We start from the raw sequence: 16,504 nt of genomic DNA on the forward strand, positions 1-16,504 counted from the left end.
CGCTCAATCCACCGCCCTCGGAAAGAGACCGCGCGGCCTGACCAGAAGCACCACCAGGAAGGCCACATGTCCGGCCAGGATCTGCCATTCCGGATTGATCGCGGCGCCAAAGGTCTGGGCGATGCCGATGACGATGCCGCCGAACAGCGTTCCCCACAGCGAGCCAAGGCCGCCGATGATGACCGCCTCGAAGGCGTAGATCAGTCGCGCCGGTCCGATGGTCGGATCGAAATTGGCGCGCGTGCCGAGGTAGAGCGCGGCGATCGTCACCACCACCATGGCGATGCCGGTGGCAGTGGCGAAAATCCGCTTCGGCTGGATGCCCATCAGCCCGGCGGTGACCGGGTCGTCCGAGGTGGCGCGAAAGGCGCGGCCGAGCGACGTGCGGTAGAACAGCTGGTTGAGGCCGACGATCACCGCGATGGCCGAGGCCAGCGTCAGCAGCGGCATGACACCGACATTGATCGGTCCAAGCGCCACCGATGCGGATTCCAGCCCGCCGACCGAGATGCGGCGGCTGTCGGCGGAAAAGCCTTCGAGCAGGCCGTTCTGGATGACGATCGACAGGCCGAAGGTGACCAGCAGCGGCGGCAATATGTCGGTGCCCAATGTTCTGTTGAGAAGATAGAATTGCAGCGCCCAGCCGATGGCGAACATCAGCGGCATCGCCACAAGGGCTGCGACGAACGGATTGAGGCCAAGGGCGGTAACCAGCATCAGGATCAGGAAGGCGGCAAGCACGATGAGGTCGCCATGCGCCAGGTTGACCAGCCGCATGATGCCGAAGACGAGGCTCAAGCCCGCCGCGAACAGCGCGTAGAGGCCGCCAAGCAGGATGCCCTGGATGATGGTGTCGAGCCACGCCATGTCAGGCCACCCCAAAATACGCGGCGTGGATCTTCTCGCGCGTCAGCGTAGCCGGCTCACCGGAGAGCGTGATGCGGCCTTCCATCATGCAATAGACGCGATCACTGACCTTCAGCGCCTGGCCGATGTCCTGCTCGACCACGACAATCGAAGCGCCGGCGGCGCGGATGCGCGGAAAGGCGGCGTAGATGTCCTTGATGACGACCGGCGCCAGGCCAAGGCTGATCTCGTCGCAGAGCAGCACACGCGGGTTGGACATCAGCGCGCGGCCGATCGCCACCATCTGCTGCTGGCCGCCGGATAGCGCCGTGCCCGGATTGCTGCGCCGCTCCTTCAGGATCGGGAACAGTTGGTAGACGGTTTCGAGGCTCCAGTGCCCGGCAACGACGCGACCGTAGCGACCGATCAGCAGGTTCTCCTCGACGCTGAGTGAGGGAAACAGTTTTCGCCCCTCGGGCACCATGGCGATGCCGCGCGCGACGATGTCGGGAGCGGGCAAGGCGCCGATCGCTTCCCCATCGAACAGCACCGATTCCGGCCGGTTGGCCAATATGCCCGAGATCGAGCGCATCAGCGTCGTCTTGCCGGCACCGTTGGCACCGATGATGGCGATGGTCTCGCCTTGGTCCAGCGCGATGTCGACACCAAACAGCGCCTGGAAGTCGCCATAGCGGGCGGTCAGGCCTTTTGCCTCGAGCAGCGCCATCAGACTTCGATCCCGAGATAGATCTCGCGGACCTCGCGCGACGCCATGACTGTGTCGGGCGCGCCCATGCCGATGACCTTGCCGAAATTGAGCACCAGCAGCCGCTCGTCCAACGAGTTCAGCGCATGCAGCACATGCTCGATCCAGATGATCGACATGCCGCCCTTGTGGATGGCGAGGATGGTGTCGACCAGCATGCCGCATTCGCCTTCGGTCAGGCCGCCGGCGATCTCGTCCAGCAGCAGCAGCCTGGGTTCGGTCGCCAGGGCGCGGGCAAGCTCCAGCCGCTTGCGCTGCAGCAGGCTCAAGCCGCCGGCCGGGTGGTTGGCGCGGTCGATCAGCCCGGTCTCGACCAGGATTTCGGCGCAGCGGTCGCCAACCTCGGCTTCCGCCTTTCTTGCCCCGAAGGCGCCGGCGACCAGCAGGTTCTCGAAGACGGTCAATTTCTCGAACGGTTGCGGGATCTGGAACGAGCGTCCGACGCCGGCAAAACAACGCTGCATCGGCGGCAGCCGTGTCACGTCCCGGCCATCGAAGATGATGGTGCCGGCATCGACGGCGATGTTGCCGGTGATCAGGTTGAACAGCGTCGATTTGCCGGCGCCGTTCGGGCCGATGATGCCGAGCGCCTCGCCCTGCCGTAGCTCGAACGAAACTGCATCGGCGGCCGTGAGGGCGCCGAAGCGTTTCGAAACGTTGGAGAGCGCGAGCATGGGCATGGCTAGCCAATGGCTTCCATCTTGCCGCCGGTCGGGATGTTTGGCGCAGTCTTGTTGTCGGTGATGACGAGATCGTAGCCGCCAGCATCCTTCAGCCGCCACTGGCCGCCGACCAGCGGCGTCTTGGCGATGTTCTTGGCGGCGAAGGGCGGCAGCTTGGCACCGTCCCAGGCGATCGGCCCGACCAGCGTGTCGAGCTTGGTCGCGGCGATCGCCGCCGCCACCTTGTCACCATCGCCCGCTTCGCCGGCCCGCTTCATGACGTCGACGGCGATCTCGAACAGCGCGTGGACAAAGCCGATCGGCTGCGTCCATTGCCGGCCGGTGGCCTTGGTGAAGCCCTCGGCGACCTGCGCCGAGCTTTCGCTGGTCAGCGACGATTTGAACGGGTGGTTGGGCGTCCACCAGACTTCCGACGACAGGTTGTGGCCGGACTTGCCGAGCGCCTCGACCGATTGCGGGAACAGCAAGGCCTTGCCGATCGATGCCACCTTGGGCGCGAAGCCCTGTTGCTTGGCCTGGTTCCAGAAGGTGGTGAAGTCGGGCGGGATCATCACGCCGGTGATGATCTCGCAGGATGCGCCCTTGAAGGCGTTGATCTGTGCCGAGAAATCGTCGGTCAGGTTCTGGTAGCGGCCGGTGTCGGTCAGCCCGTAGCCGCCCTTGTCCAGCACCGGCGGGAAGCCGACCGTGCCGTCGCCCCAGGCATTGCCGTCGCCGTCATTGGGGAACAGGCCGCCGACCTTCTTGTTGGTCTCGACCTGCGCCCACATGTTGGTGAAGACGGCGATGACGTCCTCCAGCCCCCAGAAGAAATGGTAGGCGTAATTGAACGGCTTCCACGAGGCCGGGTCGCCGGGATTGCCTTGCTGGCCGATGAACCAGGGCTGCCAGGGCGCCACGGTCGACAGGCAGGGCACCTCTTCCGCCTCGCACGTGGTGGCGACCGGGTTGGTGGTCTCCGGCGTCGAGGCGACAAGCATCAAATTGACCTTGTCGTTGACGATCAGCTCCTTGGCGACTTCCGCCGCCCGGTTGGGGTTGGACTGGCTGTCCTTGACCACGACCTCGTAGTTGAGGCCGGCGGCCTTGGTGGCGGTGAGGAAACCGTCGATGATGAACTTGTCGGCCTCGGCGAAGGCCGCCAGCGGACCAGACTGCGGGCTGACATAGCCGAGCTTGATCGGTGCATTCTGGGCGATGGCCGGCATGGGCAAGCCGCCGGCAAGCAGGCCAGTGGCGGCGGTGTTGCGGATGAATTCGCGTCGGGTAATCATTGGTGTTCCTCCCTTTGTTGCCGTCAGTCCTGTGGACGTCTTCCCTCCCACGCGTCCTGCAACAGGACGCGGATTGCAGCGCGGTCGAAGGGCCGCGGATTCCAGTATGGATTTTTGGTGGCGATCTCGGCGGCGCGATCAAGATCGGCCTGCTTGAGGCCAAGTTCCCTCAGCGTTAGCGGCGCATTGATGGATTTGGCAAATCGTGGAGGCTGCCACCAGCACTGCCACCGAAAATATCGGCAACGGGCTTGAGCAATTCGGGCACGGCGACGGCGTTGAAGCCGATCGTGTGCGGCAACATCACCGCGTGGGTCTCGGCATGCGGCATGTCGAAGGAGCCGCCCAGCGTGTGGCAGATCTTGTGGTGCAGCGCCATGCCGACGGTGCCGAGCACGGTGCCGCACAGCCAGGCGCCATAGAGCGCGTCACCACGCGCGGTGAGATTCCTGGGCGCCTCGATCAGGACGGGAAGCGCTTGCTTCAGGGCGCGCAGCCCCTCGGTAGCCATCAGCGTCGAGACCGGGTTGCTGTCCTGCGCGTAGAGCGCTTCCGCCGCATGCGCCATGGCGTTGAGGCCCGAGGTGACGCTCATCGTCACCGGCAGTCCGACGGTCAGTTCCGGATCGTAGATCACCACTTCCGGCAGGATTTTTGCATCACGCACGGTGGTCTTCACGCCGTTTTCGGTCTGGCCGAGGATCGGCGTCACTTCCGAGCCGGCATAGGTGGTCGGAATGACGATCTGCGGCAGGTCGGTGCGATAGGCTATCGCCTTGCCCAGTCCGGTGGTCGATCCGCCGCCGAGCGCGACGACACAATCGGCATTGACTTCATGCGCCTTGGCCAGTGCCGCCTCGGTCACCTCGACGGGTGTGTGCATGGCCGCACCGGAAAAAGTGCCAGCCGACAGGGAACCAAGCTTTTTCGCCAGTGCCTCGCCGTCGCCCGCCTGGTACGACGTCGACAGCACCAGCGCGCGTCTGCAGCCGAGCCTTTCGACCCAGGCGCCGACCTCGGACGAGGCGCCGTTGCCGAAGACGATATGCGCCGGGCTGCCGGAATAGGTGAATTGCCTCGTCATGCAGCCCGGCTCCCTTTTCGCGCCATCGCCATGACGAAATTGAAATCGAGCGAGCAGCTGTCGCCGCCGCTCAAGTGCTTGAAGTCACCGACCAGCTCCGGCTTGACGCCGAACAGTGCGTCTTCGTCGAGGCGCGGGTCGCCGCGATCGAATACTTGCGTTGTCAGCGTCTCGAAATTGTCGGCGCGGATGAGGAAATGCAGATGTGCTGGACGGTCGAGGGGATAGTTTAGCCGGCCAAGCATCTGCCCGACCGGGCCGTCATTGGGTACGCCGTAGCCGGCCGGCTTGACCGTACGGTAGTGGAAGCGGCCGTCTCTTTCGGTGGTGAAGACGCCGCGCAGGTTGAATTCCGGCTGCAGATCGGGCTGCTGGTTCTCGTAAAAACCTTGTGCGTTCGCTTGCCAGGTTTCGACCGTCGCGCCCGCTATCGGCGTGCCGTCGAGATCGGTGACCCGCCCCGACACGGTGAGCGGTACGCCGACGCCATCGAGTGAAATGTTGGCGCCGAGCGGCTGCCTTGGCGCGTCGGCGCGATAGAACGGGCCGCGTCCGGTGTTGGGCGTGGCGCCGGTCGGGCGGCGGGAGTTGATGTCCTCGACCAGCGCGGTGACGCCGAGCAGGTCGGACAGCAGCACCCACTCCTGCCTCTTGTCGTCACTGGCATGGCCGATTTCGGTGAGGAAGGCGATCGCCTGGCGCCAGTCCGCCGCTGTCGGGCGGGTCTCCCGGACGATCTGGTGGAGATGGTCGACGACGGTCGCGAGGAAACGCGGCAACGGCCCAGCCTTGCCCTTCAATAGGCGCTGGGCGACCATCTCCGCGGAGTTGGTCTCGTTGAACGACGGTCTGCCAGCCTGTGACATGTTCCTCCCCGGTTTCATCTCACCTGGCAACATTAGCGCAGGCCGGACACAAAGATGATGATTTCTTCCCGATTTAATATAACATATTGATATGAAGCTCGACGAAAGGCATTTGATCCAGCTTGCAGCCGTGGTGCAGGCCGGCGGCGTCACCGAGGGTGCCGCGCTGGTCGACCTGTCGCAGCCCGCTGTCTCGCGCACGCTGTCGATGCTGGAGAAACGGCTGGGCGAGCCGCTGTTCCTGAAGGGGCGCCGGCCGTTGCAGCCGACACCGCTCGGCCGGGCACTGGCCGATCATGGCCAGGTCATGCTGGCGGCGTCGCGCAAGGCCTCGGACATCGTCGCCAATTTCAGCCAGGGCCGCTCCGGCGTGGTGCGGGTCGGCGGTACGCCGTTCTTCATGGACGCGCTGATCTCCGGCATGATCGCCGATTTCCAGAATGCCTATCCGGATGTGCGCGTCGACCAGAGCTATGGCTACCTCTCCGACCTGCGCGCCGCCATCAACGCCGACCGCATCGACCTTGCGGTCTGCCCAATCGACATTCTCGAGGAAGGATCGGGCATGGAGTTCCGCGAGATCCTGCCGGGGCGCAATGTCGTCGCCTGCCGCGCCACGCATCCTTTGCTGCTGCGACGCAAGCTCAGGACCAGCGACCTGCTCGACTATCCCTGGATCGCACCGCCGCCCGGCAGCCCGCTGCTGGACGATCTGCGCAGCCTGCTTTTGTCACTGGGCGCCACGGAGATAAAGATCCGCTATTCCGGCGGTTCGCTGACCAGCGCCGTCAACTACATGAAGCAAACCGATGCGCTGACCGTGCTGCCGCACAGCGTGGTCTTTGCCTTTCGCAAGGACAAGGCGATCACGGCGCTGCCGGTTGCGATTCCGCACCCCGAGCGGGCGCTCGGACTGCTGCGGCTCGCCGATACGCCGCGCGCACCGGCCGTCGACGCCTTTGCCAAGCACATCCGCCTGGGTTTCGACAATCTCAAGCACCTGATCAAGCGCCACGAGCAAGCGGTGGTCTGGGGGGCGTAACCCCTACCGTATCCGCGCACCGATGATCTCGACGAAGCGAGCGAACAGGCCGGCCTGCGACTTGATCTTGAGCTTGCGGTAGATGTTGCGGCGATGGACCTTCACGGTTCCCGGCACGATGCGCATGGCTCTCGCGATCGATTCCGTCGAATGCCCCTGCAGCACCAGGTCGACGACATGCTTTTCGCGTGGCGTCAGCGACAGGCTTTGCCAGATATGGGCGCGATCGAACTCGTTGACCGGGGCGATCGTCTCGTCCGGCTTCACTTCAGCCGGTTCGTCGGCCGGAAGGGCGGGCCAGCGCAGCCTGGTGAAGCTGATCACTGCCGGCGCCATATCGCGCAGCAGTCTGGCATCGGCGGTGCCGAACGGACCCGAAGCGCGCAGCCGCATCAGCGACAGCACAAGCGCATCCTTGCCCGGCAGCGGCACGAAGAAGCCGACCTCCTCGGCCAGCCTGGTCTGGCTGTAATAGGAGCGGAAATACTCGCTGGCATAGAAGCGGTCCGGCGCGAGTTCGCGCATGCGCCAGAACCCTTCCTTGCGCTCGACCGCCGCGTGGTGGAACGGGTCGAGCAGATACGGCCCCTCCTGATAGAGCGCGACGAAGACATGGCTTTCAGCCGGCGAGAAGGTCTCGAACAGCAGCGGCGGGCGCGCAGCACCCCGGTAACCGAAGATCACACAATGATCGAAGCTGACGCGCTGCCGCAGCCAATCGACTATCGCCTTGCCGAACAGGTCGCCGCTCGTCTCGCGCGTCGCCGCGACAAGCGCGGCGAGCTGGCTGTATTCGTCGCTGCGGGACAATCCATACCCCCTTAAATGAGAAAATAGGTCAGATATACCACCTGCGAGGTATATACTAGCCGCCATTGGCTCTGGTAGCGTTCCGAAATTGCCCTGTCGCTGGAGCCAGCAGCCTTGACCGCAGTGCCCGACATCGAGTTTCGCGGCGTCACCAAGCGCTATGGCAGCGTGACCGCGGTGAGCGGCATCGATCTCGCCGTGCCGCCCTCTGCGTTTGTCGCGCTGCTGGGACCATCCGGCTGCGGCAAGACGACCTGCCTGCGCATGATCGGCGGCTTCGAACAGCCGAGCGAAGGCCAGGTGTTCATCCGCGGCCAGGACATGGCCGGCACACCGCCCTACAGGCGGCCGGTCAACATGGTGTTCCAGCAATATGCGCTGTTTCCGCATCTGGATGTCGAGGACAACGTCGCCTACGGGCTGCGCCAGGCACGGCCACGGCTGTCGTCGCGCGAGATCGGCCTGAGAGCGGGTGAGGCGCTCGCCATGGTGCGGCTCGCCGGCTATGGCCGCCGCAAGATCCACGAACTGTCCGGCGGCCAGCAGCAGCGCGTCGCGCTGGCACGCGCGCTGGTCAACAAGCCGGCGGTGCTGTTGCTCGACGAGCCGCTGGCCGCGCTCGACAAGAAGCTGCGCACCGACATGCAGATCGAGCTGCAGAACCTGCAGCGCGAGATCGGTATCACCTTCGTGCTGGTCACCCACGACCAGGAGGAAGCGTTGTCGATGAGCGATTTCGTCTGCGTCATGAATGGCGGCCGCATCGTCCAGCTCGGTCAGCCGAGCGAGATCTATGACGAGCCGGCCGACCTGTTCGTCGCCGATTTCGTCGGCAAGACCAATCTGCTGAGCGGCACGGTCGCCGGGCATTCGGGCGAACTGGTGGAGGTGGCGCTCGCCGACGGCAGCGTCATCGCGGCACGCAAGCGGACCGCCTTGCAGCAGGGCGAGACTGTTGCGGTCAGCCTTCGTCCTGAATCGCTCAGTCTCGGCGCGCCGGAAAGCGGCCGGTTCAAGGGCATCGTCCGCAACCGGATTTTTCTGGGCTCGACCGCGGAATACGCGATTGAGGTCCAGGGCATCGGAACGCTGCTGGCCAAGGCCGACCACCTGATCGGCCACGGCAATCTCTTCAAGCCGGGTGAACCCGTCGCCATCGGCTTTGCCGCCGGAACGCCGCTGGCGTTTCCGGACCCCAAGAACAACGGGACCAACCAGAGGGTAACCAAACATGTCGAAATCATATCGTGATGGACTGCCGATAAGCCCTGAGAATTTTGTCGACCAGCTGATGCGTCTCAAGCGCGGCTCGATCGGCCGTCGCGATTTCCTCGGCCTCACCGGCCTCGGTATCGCAACGGCGGTGATGGCGCGCGAGCTCGGCATCATGCCGACGCCGGCCTTTGCCGCCGAAAGCCTCGGCGACCGCATGTCGATCGCCACCTGGCCGAATTATCATGACCCGGCGACGTTCGAGAACTTCAAGAAGGACACCGGCGTCGCCGTCGAAGTCAACGTGTTCGGCTCCAACGAGGAGATGCTGGCCAAGCTGCAGGCCGGCGCCTCGGGCTGGAGCCTGTTCGTGCCGACCAACTACACGATCTCGACCTACAAGAAGCTCGGCATCATCGAGGCACTCGATATGGCGAAGCTGCCGAATTTCGACGGCTCGCAGGAAGACCCGCGCTTCACCTCGGAAGGTACGATCGACGGGACGACCTACGCCGTGCCGAAGAACTGGGGAACCACCGGCTTTGCCGTCAACACCAAGAAGCTGACCAAGCCGATGACGAGCTGGAAGGAGTTCTGGGACACCGCGATGGCGGAAGGCGATGGCCGCACCATGGTGCATGATTACCAGCTGACCACGATCGGCAATGCGCTGAAATATTACGGCTACTCGTTCAACTCGCTGAAGCCGGATGAACTCGCCAAGGCGGAGGAATTGCTGCTGAAGGTCAAGCCGCATCTGTTCGCGGTCTCCAGCGACTATCAGCCGGGAATGCGTGCCGGCGACGCCTGGATGACCATGTGCTGGACCAATGACGGCGCGCAGCTGCATCGCGACATTCCGGAGATCGCCTACGTGCTGGGCAAGGAAGGCGGCGAGATCTGGACCGATTTCTATGCCATTCCCAAGGACGCCCCGAACAAGCCCGCCGGCTACGCCCTCCTCAACTACCTGATGAACCCGCAGGTCGCGGTCAAGGAGCACTTGGCCAATGGTGCGCCCTCGATCGATGCGCGGGTCAACAAGCTGCTGCCGAAGGAGGTGCTCGACAATCCGATCCTCTATCCGGCGGCCGACCTGTTGACGCCGCTCGAATTCGGCGCGGCGGCAACGCTGACCGATCCTGGCCGAGCCGAACTGATGGCCCGTTTCAAGTCGGCCTGAGTGCCGGCCTGACGCAGACAACTGACCGGCGGGCGTGTGTCCGCCGGCACCGGGGCGGTTTTCATGCACGGCAACAAATTTCGTCATAATCTGCTGACCGCCTTGCTGCTCGGCCCGGCAGCCGCGTGGCTGGTGGTCTTCCTGGTGCTGCCGTTCATCGCCATCGCCGTGTTCAGCGTCGGTGAGCGAGCACCGGAAGGCGGCTACCAGGCCGCCATTACGCTCGCGCAATATGCCAATCTTCCGGCGCGGGCGACCGCCTTCTGGAACACGATGATGCTGGCGCCGGTGGGGGCGCTCGCTTGTCTTCTCGTCGCCTATCCGGTCGCCTATTACCTTGCCCTGCAAGCGCCGCAGCGCTGGCGGCTGATCCTGCTGGCGCTCGTCGTCATTCCGTTCTGGACCAGCCTTCTGATGCGGACCTATGCCTGGATGTATGTGCTGGGCGGGCGCGGCATTCCGGCTCTGCTCGCCTATATCGGCTTCGAGGACATCAGGCTGATCAACACGCCCGGGGCCGTCCTGCTCGGCATCGTCTATGGCTATCTGCCGCTGATGATCCTGCCGATCTATGTCAGCCTCGAGCGGCTCGACCGCCGGCTGCTGGAAGCCTCCGCCGATCTCGGTGCGACGCCGCTCTCCACCTTCCTGGGGGTGACATTGAAACTGTCGCTGCCGGGGGTGATGACCGGCTTCTCGCTGGTCATGATCCTGCTGCTCGGCGAATATCTGATCCCGACGCTGCTTGGCGGCGGCAAGGTGTTCTTCATCGGCAATGCGCTCGTCGACCTGTTCCTGCAATCGCGCAACTGGCCGTTCGGATCGGCCATCGCGATCACGCTGGTGCTGGTTTCGGTGGTGGTGCTGATTGCCGCCAACCGCATTTCGACCCGGGTTTCGGGCGCGCGCCGGGTGGATCTGATCTGATGCGCGCCTTCGTCATCGTCGTCTTCGCTTTCCTCTATCTGCCAATCGCGCTGGTGGTGCTGTTCTCCTTCAACGCGGGCCACCACGCGAGCGAGTTCACCGGTTTTTCGGTGCAATGGTACGGCAAGGCGCTGGCGAACCCGTTCCTGGTCGAAGCGCTGAAGAACAGCCTGTTCATCGCCACCACCAGTGCTCTGCTGGCGGCGCTGTGCGGCACCGCGGCCGCCCTTGGCCTGGCGCGCGTCAGCGTACGGACCCGCGCCATCTTCGATGCGCTTATGGGTGCCGCAATCGTCGTTCCGGGTGTCGTCATCGGCATCTCGACGCTGGTCGCGCTCGTCCAGCTGTTCGCGGTCGTCAATCCGTTCCTTGCCTCGATCTGGCCTGACGACCAGCCGCCGCGGCTGTCGCTTGGCTATGGCTCGATCATCGCGGCACACGGCCTGTTTTCGATGGCGCTGGTGACGATGATCGTCGGCACCCGTCTTGGCAGCCTCGACCGCAATCTGGTCGAGGCCTCGAGCGATCTCTACGCCACGCCGTTGACGACGTTCCGCAGCATCGTCCTGCCGCAGATCATGCCGGCGGTGGTTGCTGGCTTCCTGCTCGCCTTCACCTTTTCCTTCGACGATTTCATCGTCGCCTTCTTCGTCGCCGGTGCGCAGACGACGCTGCCGATCTACGTCTTCGCGTCGATCCGGCGTGGTGTGACGCCGGAAATCAATGCCATCGCGACGATCGTGCTCGTCGCCTCTGTCGTGCTTGTGGTGCTTGCCCAATGGCAGCTGCGCCAACGCAAACCGCCAAACTGAAAGTCGCATCATGATCCTCAAAGACCGCATCGCCGTGGTGACGGGCGCCGGCTCCGGCATCGGGCGCGCTGGCGCCATGATCATGGGCGGGCAAGGCGCGATGGTCGTCATCGCCGACAGGGACCGGGCCAGCGGGGAGGCAACAGCTTGCGACATCCGTGCGGCGGGCGGCCGGGCCGAGGCGATCGCCACCGATGTCGCGGATGATGCGGCAGTCGAGCAGCTAATTGCCGGTACGCTCGACAGGCACGGGCGCATCGACATCCTGCACAATCACGCCGGCATCCAGGTCGGAGGTACGCTGACCGAAGTCGAGGTCGACGGCATGGACGCTTCCTGGCGGGTCAACGTCCGGGCGCAGTTCCTGGCGGCCAGGCTGGTGATGCCGTCGATGATCGCACAGGGCGGCGGCGTCATCCTCAACACGGCCTCCAATTCCGGCGTGTTCTACGACCGCGAAATGATTGCCTATGCCACCTCCAAACATGCCGTGGTGGCGATGACGCGGCAGATGTCGCTCGACTATGCCCGGCACAATGTCCGCGTCAACGCCCTCTGCCCGGGCTGGGTCGATACGCCGTTCAACGAACCGTTCATCGCCCAGATGGGCGGGCGCGAGGCGATCGAAAACTATGTCCGCACCAAGATCCCGATGGGGCGCTGGGCGAGCGCCGAAGAGATCGCCGAGGCGATCCTGTTCCTCGTCTCCGACCGGTCATCCTTCATGACCGGCCAGGCGCTGGTGATCGACGGCGGTGAAAGCATCGGCTGAGCCGATTTGTTTGTCAGCGCAATTCGGAACGGAAAACCGCTAAGCACTTTTTCTGGAACTGCACTCCGTCTCGGCCTTCAGCCAGTCGGCGAAGATCGTCATTGCCTGCGAGTTCTGGCGCCTGCGCCGCACTGAGAGCCAGTATCGGCCGACATCGACCGTGCAGTCGAAGGGCTGCACCAGCTCAGCCGAGCGGAGTTCGCGGCTGAACATTGAAACCGGCAACAGCGCCACGCCGGCGCCCTGGACGGCAGCGTTAGCCATGGTGACCGATGAGTCGAAGACGATGCCTTTGATCGGCGGGCAATGGCGCCCTGCCGCCTCGAACCAGCGCAACCATTCGTCTTCCCGGTAGGAACACAGCAGCGTTTCGCGCGCCAGGTCCGAGGGGTCGCGCAGACGCGCCGCGATGTCGGGCGTGCAGGCCGGCGAGAAGCCGCCGGGCAGCAGCGGCGTGTTCTCGGTGCCTTGCCAGGAGCCGTCGCCGAAGCGGATGGCGAAGTCGAGACCGTCGGCTGCGAGATTGACCCGGTTGTTGTTGGTCGAGATGCGCAGTTCGATGTCCGGATAGGCCTGGTGAAATGCCGGCAATCTGGCGATCAGCCAGCCCGAGGCGAAAGTGCCGACGACACCGACGGTGACGATGTCGTTGAAGCGGCCGCCCTCGAAGCGGTCGAGCGTGACGCTGATTCTGTTGAAGGCATCGCTCAGCACGGGCAGCAGGGCTTCGCCTTCCTCGCTCAAGGCGAGGCCGTGCGGCAATCGGCGAAAAAGCCTGACGCCAAGGACCTCTTCAAGGCCCTTGATCTGATGGCTGACGGCGGCCTGGGTGACGCGCAGCTCGAGGCCGGCGCCGGTGAAGCTGAGATGCCTTGCGGAGGCCTCGAAGGCGCGCAAGCCATTCAGCGGGAGGTGCGATCGCTTCATCAATCCCAGCCCTAGTTTTTCTTATGTCGGGGGCGATGTTTACTCGTTTGCGACGGCGTCGGATCCGGTCCAGTTCTGCCGTGCGGGGCAACAGAGAGTGTGGACATGACAAGCAGACGCAGTTTCATCAGTGGTCTCGCGGTGGTCTTGACGGCCCCCGTCACCCTTGGCGCAATCGCGAAGGCGGCAACGAGCCCGACAAAATTTGATGAGGTCTTGCCGAAAATAAGGCGGATCGAGGCGAAAAGCGGTGGTCGGCTCGGCGTGGCCTGCCGGATCTCCGGAACGACGGCACAATTCGGCTATCGCGAGAACGAGCTGTTTCCAATGTGCAGCACCTTCAAGGCCCTCGCAGCGGCGTTCGTGTTGCATCGCGTCGATGGCGGCATCGAGCAGCTCGACCGCAACGTCAAGATCCCGCACGACGCTGTCATCGCGAATTCTCCGACGACCAAGAAACATGCTGGCAGCGAAATGACGGTAGCACAGCTCTGCGAGGCCGCCGTGACAGTCAGCGACAACGGGGCGGCCAATCTCTTGCTGGAGTCCTTTGGCGGGCCGGCGCAACTGACGTCCTATCTGCGTTCGATCGGCGACAAGGTGGCCAGGCTGGACCGGATCGAGCCGGAGCTGAACGAGTCGCTGCCGGGCGACGCGCGCGACACGACCTCACCGCTGGCCATGGCCAACAATTTCGAACGGCTGACGATCGGCAATAGCCTGTCGGAGAAGAGCCGGGCGCAGCTTGTCGAGTGGCTGGTGGCCAACAAGACCGGCGACGAGCGCATCCGGGCAGCGCTGCCGAAAGGCTGGACATCCGGCGACAAGACCGGAACCGGCGCGCGCGGCAGCACCAATGATGCGGCCGTGATCTGGCCGACCCTAGGCAATCCGATCCTGATGTCGGTTTATCTGACCGGCACGAAACAGGGCCTGGCCAAGCGCAACGCGGTGATTGCTTCTGTCTCGCGGGCATTGGTCGAAGCGATCGAAGTGTAAATCATTGTGTCGAGCGGCGCGGCGTTGTCGCGCGCTCATCTCAGACGTGCTTGCGGCCGCCGGTTTCGCGGAACCAGCTGTCGGGATAGGGATACCACCAGTCCTGGATAGCCGGCTTGTGGTCGATGATGACCATCTTCGAGCGGCGGAAGGCGTCGAGCCCCTGGCGTCCAAGCTCGCGGCCGAGGCCCGACGCCTTCCAGCCGCCGAAGGGCAGGGCGTCATTGTCGATCAGCGGGTTGTTGACCCAGACCATGCCGGCCTCGAGCCTCTCCGCCGCCTCATGCGCCTCGGCCAGATCGGTGGTGAACACCGAGGCGCCGAGCCCGAATGGGCTGTCATTGGCAAGCCGGATCGCCTCGTCGAAATCCTTGACCCGGCAGATGGCGGCGACCGGGCCAAAGCACTCCTCACGCACGATCGCCATGTCAGGGGTGACGCCGGTGAGGATGGTCGGCTCGTAGAACCAGCCGGTGTTGTGCGCTGGCGGAATGCGGCCGCCGGTGACTGCAACGGCGCCGTTGGCAATAGCGTCGTCCACCAAGCGCATGACCTTGGCCCTCGCACCTTCGCTGACCAGCGGGCCGATCTCGGTCTTGTCCAGCCCGTTGCCGATGCGCAGCGCGCGTGTCCTTTCGGCGAACAGGTCGACAAACCGGTCATGCACGGCGTCGACGACGAAGAAGCGCTCGGCCGAGGTGCAGACCTGGCCGGTGAGATGGAAGGCGGCGGTGACGCTGCCGGCCGCCGCGATCTCGAGCGGGGCGTGTTGGCTGATGATCAGCGGATCGCTGCCGCCGGCCTCGATGACGCATGGCTTCATGCGTTCGGCGCAGGCTACGGCCACCGCCTTGCCGGCAGCGACCGATCCGGTGAAGGCGACGGCATGGGTGCGCTCCGAGGCGATCAGCGCCTGCGCGGTTGCCGCGCCGCCGGGCAGGCAGGAGACCAGCCCTTCCGGCAAGGAGCGGAACACGGTCATGTAGTCCAGTGTCGACAGCGTCGTCGCTTCGGCCGGCTTGATGACGCAGGCATTGCCGGCGGCCAGCGAGGCGGCGACGGTCCAGCACATCAGCAGGATCGGGAAATTGTAGGGCATGATGTGCACCGACACGCCATAGGGCTCGTAGCGCGCATACTGGAACGAACCGGCCTGCGTCGTGCCGGCGATCTTGCCGGCGTCGTCGCGCGCCATCTCGGCATAGTAGCGGAAGATCGGCGCGCAGTTGGCGATCTCGCCGATCGCTTCCGGATAAGGCTTACCCATCTCACGCACCATCAGTTCGGCGCAGCGCGTGAAGTCGGCCGCCTCGATGGCGTTGGCGACGGCATGCAGATGCTTGGCCCGGCTCTTGGCGTCGAGCTTTTTCCAGGCGGCCTGCGCCTTGGTGGCCGCGGTGAGCACGGCATCGATCTCGCTGTCGCCGGCGGGCGCGATGACGCCGACCGTTTCCAGCGTCGCCGGATCGATCACCGGTTTATTCGCGCCGGCCATCGGCCGGTAATCCGGGTTGATGAAGAAAGCCGGCCGGTCAGGGGAGAAATGCATGGACATCCTCTCGGACCCGCTCAGCGGATCATGTAGACCTTCTTGATCGTCTCATGGACGGTGCAGACGCCTTTCCAGTCCTGCGGAAAAAACGCTGCTGTGTCCGGCTCGATCTCGATGATTTCGCCCGACTGATGGACGTAGGTGCAGCGGCCTTCGAGGAAGTGGCAGAACTCGTCGCGGGTGACGTGGCAATGCCATTTGCCCGGCGTGCAGACCCATAGGCCGCACTCGGAGCGACCTTCCGGCCCCTTGTACAGAAGCTTGCCCGAGGTGCGGGATTCGCCCTCGATCATTGTCGGGATAACGCCCCAGTCGACGAGGTCGGTAATAGTGAGTGGGGATTTCATGATGGGCGTGGTCATGTCGATTTCCTTGGAATGGGTGCTCACCGGCACATGAAGGCCTTGGTCAGCGTTTCGGTGATGATGGAGATGCCGGTCCAGCCGGCGGGGAAGAACACAAGCGTGCCGGCCTCGATCGGAATCTGCTCGCCATTCTCATGGACATAGCTGCCGCGTCCCGACAGGAAATGACAGAACTCGTCGGCAGGGAAGGTGACTTTTCGGGTGCCTGACGTGCACGACCACAGGCCGCATTCACTCGATCCGTCCGGGTTCTGTGACAGGATCTTGCCAGAGGCACGTGGCGAGCCGGCAAGCGTGTTGCTGCCCGCCCCCCAGTCCTCCAGGTTCACGGTCGAGGCCTTCGGCCAATGCGGTGTCGGCATGTCGTCAAACTCCCGTGTACCT

The 16,504-nt window shown here is 64.4% G+C and carries 17 protein-coding genes and 1 pseudogene; 7 read left to right on the top strand and 11 right to left on the bottom strand.

The genetic code is table 11. The features are described 5' to 3' along the window. Nucleotides 1-3: 3 nt before the first annotated feature. The 6 genes and pseudogenes from ACFSOZ_RS06030 to ACFSOZ_RS06055 form a co-directional block, all read right to left on the bottom strand. On the bottom strand, nucleotides 4-867 hold the full coding sequence (locus ACFSOZ_RS06030) for a branched-chain amino acid ABC transporter permease (RefSeq protein WP_379094682.1): 864 nt from the start codon (nucleotides 865-867) through the stop codon (nucleotides 4-6). Nucleotide 868: 1 nt separating this feature from the next. After that, nucleotides 869-1,573 (bottom strand): ABC transporter ATP-binding protein, encoded by a 705-nt coding sequence (locus ACFSOZ_RS06035; protein ID WP_379094684.1) that lies wholly within the window; start codon nucleotides 1,571-1,573, stop codon nucleotides 869-871. Beyond that, nucleotides 1,573-2,292 carry an ABC transporter ATP-binding protein gene (locus ACFSOZ_RS06040; RefSeq protein WP_379094686.1) on the bottom strand — a complete coding sequence of 240 codons (720 nt, stop codon included), beginning with the start codon at nucleotides 2,290-2,292 and terminating at the stop codon, nucleotides 1,573-1,575. The genes ACFSOZ_RS06035 and ACFSOZ_RS06040 overlap by 1 nt, the downstream gene beginning before the upstream one ends. Nucleotides 2,293-2,294: 2 nt before the next feature. Further along, complete coding sequence (locus tag ACFSOZ_RS06045) at nucleotides 2,295-3,569, bottom strand: ABC transporter substrate-binding protein (protein WP_379094688.1); 1,275 nt, start codon at nucleotides 3,567-3,569, stop codon at nucleotides 2,295-2,297. Between the two features lie 23 nt (nucleotides 3,570-3,592). Next, nucleotides 3,593-4,653 (bottom strand): annotated as a pseudogene (locus ACFSOZ_RS06050) (maleylacetate reductase). Continuing rightward, entirely contained in the window at nucleotides 4,650-5,519 is an 870-nt protein-coding gene (locus tag ACFSOZ_RS06055; RefSeq protein WP_379094690.1) for a dioxygenase family protein, read from the bottom strand. Before ACFSOZ_RS06055 ends, ACFSOZ_RS06050 begins: the two are co-directional and overlap by 4 nt. Nucleotides 5,520-5,610: 91 nt before the next feature. Between ACFSOZ_RS06055 and ACFSOZ_RS06060 the strand changes: the two genes are divergently transcribed. Then, nucleotides 5,611-6,561: a LysR family transcriptional regulator gene (locus tag ACFSOZ_RS06060; RefSeq protein WP_379094692.1), complete on the top strand. Its 951-nt coding sequence runs from the start codon at nucleotides 5,611-5,613 to the stop codon at nucleotides 6,559-6,561. 3 nt (nucleotides 6,562-6,564) lie between these two features. Here the strand turns inward: ACFSOZ_RS06060 and ACFSOZ_RS06065 are convergent, their stop codons facing one another. Beyond that, entirely contained in the window at nucleotides 6,565-7,371 is an 807-nt protein-coding gene (locus ACFSOZ_RS06065; RefSeq protein WP_379094694.1) for a response regulator transcription factor, read from the bottom strand. A 114-nt stretch (nucleotides 7,372-7,485) separates the two neighbouring features. Between ACFSOZ_RS06065 and ACFSOZ_RS06070 the strand changes: the two genes are divergently transcribed. The 5 genes from ACFSOZ_RS06070 (at nucleotide 7,486) to ACFSOZ_RS06090 (ending at nucleotide 12,277) form a co-directional block, all read left to right on the top strand. Further along, a complete protein-coding gene (locus ACFSOZ_RS06070) occupies nucleotides 7,486-8,622 on the top strand; it encodes an ABC transporter ATP-binding protein (RefSeq protein ID WP_379094696.1) in 1,137 nt (378 codons plus the stop codon). Further along, on the top strand, nucleotides 8,603-9,766 hold the full coding sequence (locus tag ACFSOZ_RS06075; RefSeq protein ID WP_379094698.1) for an ABC transporter substrate-binding protein: 1,164 nt from the start codon (nucleotides 8,603-8,605) through the stop codon (nucleotides 9,764-9,766). The genes ACFSOZ_RS06070 and ACFSOZ_RS06075 overlap by 20 nt, the downstream gene beginning before the upstream one ends. Nucleotides 9,767-9,829: 63 nt before the next feature. After that, nucleotides 9,830-10,693, top strand: a complete 864-nt coding sequence (locus ACFSOZ_RS06080) for an ABC transporter permease (protein WP_379094700.1) — start codon at nucleotides 9,830-9,832, stop codon at nucleotides 10,691-10,693. Then, on the top strand, nucleotides 10,693-11,505 hold the full coding sequence (locus ACFSOZ_RS06085) for an ABC transporter permease (protein ID WP_379094702.1): 813 nt from the start codon (nucleotides 10,693-10,695) through the stop codon (nucleotides 11,503-11,505). The genes ACFSOZ_RS06080 and ACFSOZ_RS06085 overlap by 1 nt, the downstream gene beginning before the upstream one ends. Before the next feature lie 10 nt (nucleotides 11,506-11,515). Beyond that, complete coding sequence (locus ACFSOZ_RS06090; RefSeq protein WP_379094704.1) at nucleotides 11,516-12,277, top strand: SDR family NAD(P)-dependent oxidoreductase; 762 nt, start codon at nucleotides 11,516-11,518, stop codon at nucleotides 12,275-12,277. Nucleotides 12,278-12,316: 39 nt separating this feature from the next. Here the strand turns inward: ACFSOZ_RS06090 and ACFSOZ_RS06095 are convergent, their stop codons facing one another. Beyond that, nucleotides 12,317-13,204 (bottom strand): LysR family transcriptional regulator, encoded by an 888-nt coding sequence (locus ACFSOZ_RS06095; RefSeq protein WP_379094706.1) that lies wholly within the window; start codon nucleotides 13,202-13,204, stop codon nucleotides 12,317-12,319. A gap of 105 nt (nucleotides 13,205-13,309) precedes the next feature. On the opposite strand from ACFSOZ_RS06095, the gene bla reads away from it, so the two are divergent. Beyond that, entirely contained in the window at nucleotides 13,310-14,203 is an 894-nt protein-coding gene (bla, locus tag ACFSOZ_RS06100; RefSeq protein ID WP_379094708.1) for a class A beta-lactamase, read from the top strand. 40 nt (nucleotides 14,204-14,243) lie between these two features. On the opposite strand, the gene ACFSOZ_RS06105 is transcribed toward bla, so the two are convergent. The 3 genes from ACFSOZ_RS06105 to ACFSOZ_RS06115 are packed head-to-tail and all read right to left on the bottom strand — an operon-like array spanning nucleotide 14,244 to nucleotide 16,482. Continuing rightward, nucleotides 14,244-15,752, bottom strand: a complete 1,509-nt coding sequence (locus ACFSOZ_RS06105) for an aldehyde dehydrogenase family protein (protein WP_379094710.1) — start codon at nucleotides 15,750-15,752, stop codon at nucleotides 14,244-14,246. Nucleotides 15,753-15,772: 20 nt separating this feature from the next. Continuing rightward, nucleotides 15,773-16,117 (bottom strand): cupin domain-containing protein, encoded by a 345-nt coding sequence (locus ACFSOZ_RS06110; RefSeq protein WP_379094712.1) that lies wholly within the window; start codon nucleotides 16,115-16,117, stop codon nucleotides 15,773-15,775. A 23-nt stretch (nucleotides 16,118-16,140) separates the two neighbouring features. Continuing rightward, nucleotides 16,141-16,482, bottom strand: a complete 342-nt coding sequence (locus tag ACFSOZ_RS06115) for a cupin domain-containing protein (RefSeq protein WP_379094714.1) — start codon at nucleotides 16,480-16,482, stop codon at nucleotides 16,141-16,143. Nucleotides 16,483-16,504: the final 22 nt, after the last annotated feature.

Source organism: Mesorhizobium newzealandense (assembly GCF_042682145.1).
GTDB lineage: Bacteria > Pseudomonadota > Alphaproteobacteria > Rhizobiales > Rhizobiaceae > Mesorhizobium > Mesorhizobium newzealandense.

Bases quoted from the DNA above. Each gene is read 5' to 3' on its own strand.
- ACFSOZ_RS06075 (WP_379094698.1), top strand. From the start codon at position 8,603: ATGTCGAAATCATATCGTGATGGACTGCCGATAAGCCCTGAGAATTTT.
- ACFSOZ_RS06095 (WP_379094706.1), bottom strand. From the start codon at position 13,204: ATGAAGCGATCGCACCTCCCGCTGAATGGCTTGCGCGCCTTCGAGGCC.
- bla (WP_379094708.1), top strand. From the start codon at position 13,310: ATGACAAGCAGACGCAGTTTCATCAGTGGTCTCGCGGTGGTCTTGACG.
- ACFSOZ_RS06030 (WP_379094682.1), bottom strand. From the start codon at position 867: ATGGCGTGGCTCGACACCATCATCCAGGGCATCCTGCTTGGCGGCCTC.
- ACFSOZ_RS06035 (WP_379094684.1), bottom strand. From the start codon at position 1,573: ATGGCGCTGCTCGAGGCAAAAGGCCTGACCGCCCGCTATGGCGACTTC.
- ACFSOZ_RS06110 (WP_379094712.1), bottom strand. From the start codon at position 16,117: ATGACCACGCCCATCATGAAATCCCCACTCACTATTACCGACCTCGTC.
- ACFSOZ_RS06080 (WP_379094700.1), top strand. From the start codon at position 9,830: ATGCACGGCAACAAATTTCGTCATAATCTGCTGACCGCCTTGCTGCTC.
- ACFSOZ_RS06105 (WP_379094710.1), bottom strand. From the start codon at position 15,752: ATGCATTTCTCCCCTGACCGGCCGGCTTTCTTCATCAACCCGGATTAC.
- ACFSOZ_RS06045 (WP_379094688.1), bottom strand. From the start codon at position 3,569: ATGATTACCCGACGCGAATTCATCCGCAACACCGCCGCCACTGGCCTG.
- ACFSOZ_RS06055 (WP_379094690.1), bottom strand. From the start codon at position 5,519: ATGTCACAGGCTGGCAGACCGTCGTTCAACGAGACCAACTCCGCGGAG.
- ACFSOZ_RS06115 (WP_379094714.1), bottom strand. From the start codon at position 16,482: ATGCCGACACCGCATTGGCCGAAGGCCTCGACCGTGAACCTGGAGGAC.
- ACFSOZ_RS06060 (WP_379094692.1), top strand. From the start codon at position 5,611: ATGAAGCTCGACGAAAGGCATTTGATCCAGCTTGCAGCCGTGGTGCAG.
- ACFSOZ_RS06085 (WP_379094702.1), top strand. From the start codon at position 10,693: ATGCGCGCCTTCGTCATCGTCGTCTTCGCTTTCCTCTATCTGCCAATC.
- ACFSOZ_RS06040 (WP_379094686.1), bottom strand. From the start codon at position 2,292: ATGCCCATGCTCGCGCTCTCCAACGTTTCGAAACGCTTCGGCGCCCTC.
- ACFSOZ_RS06090 (WP_379094704.1), top strand. From the start codon at position 11,516: ATGATCCTCAAAGACCGCATCGCCGTGGTGACGGGCGCCGGCTCCGGC.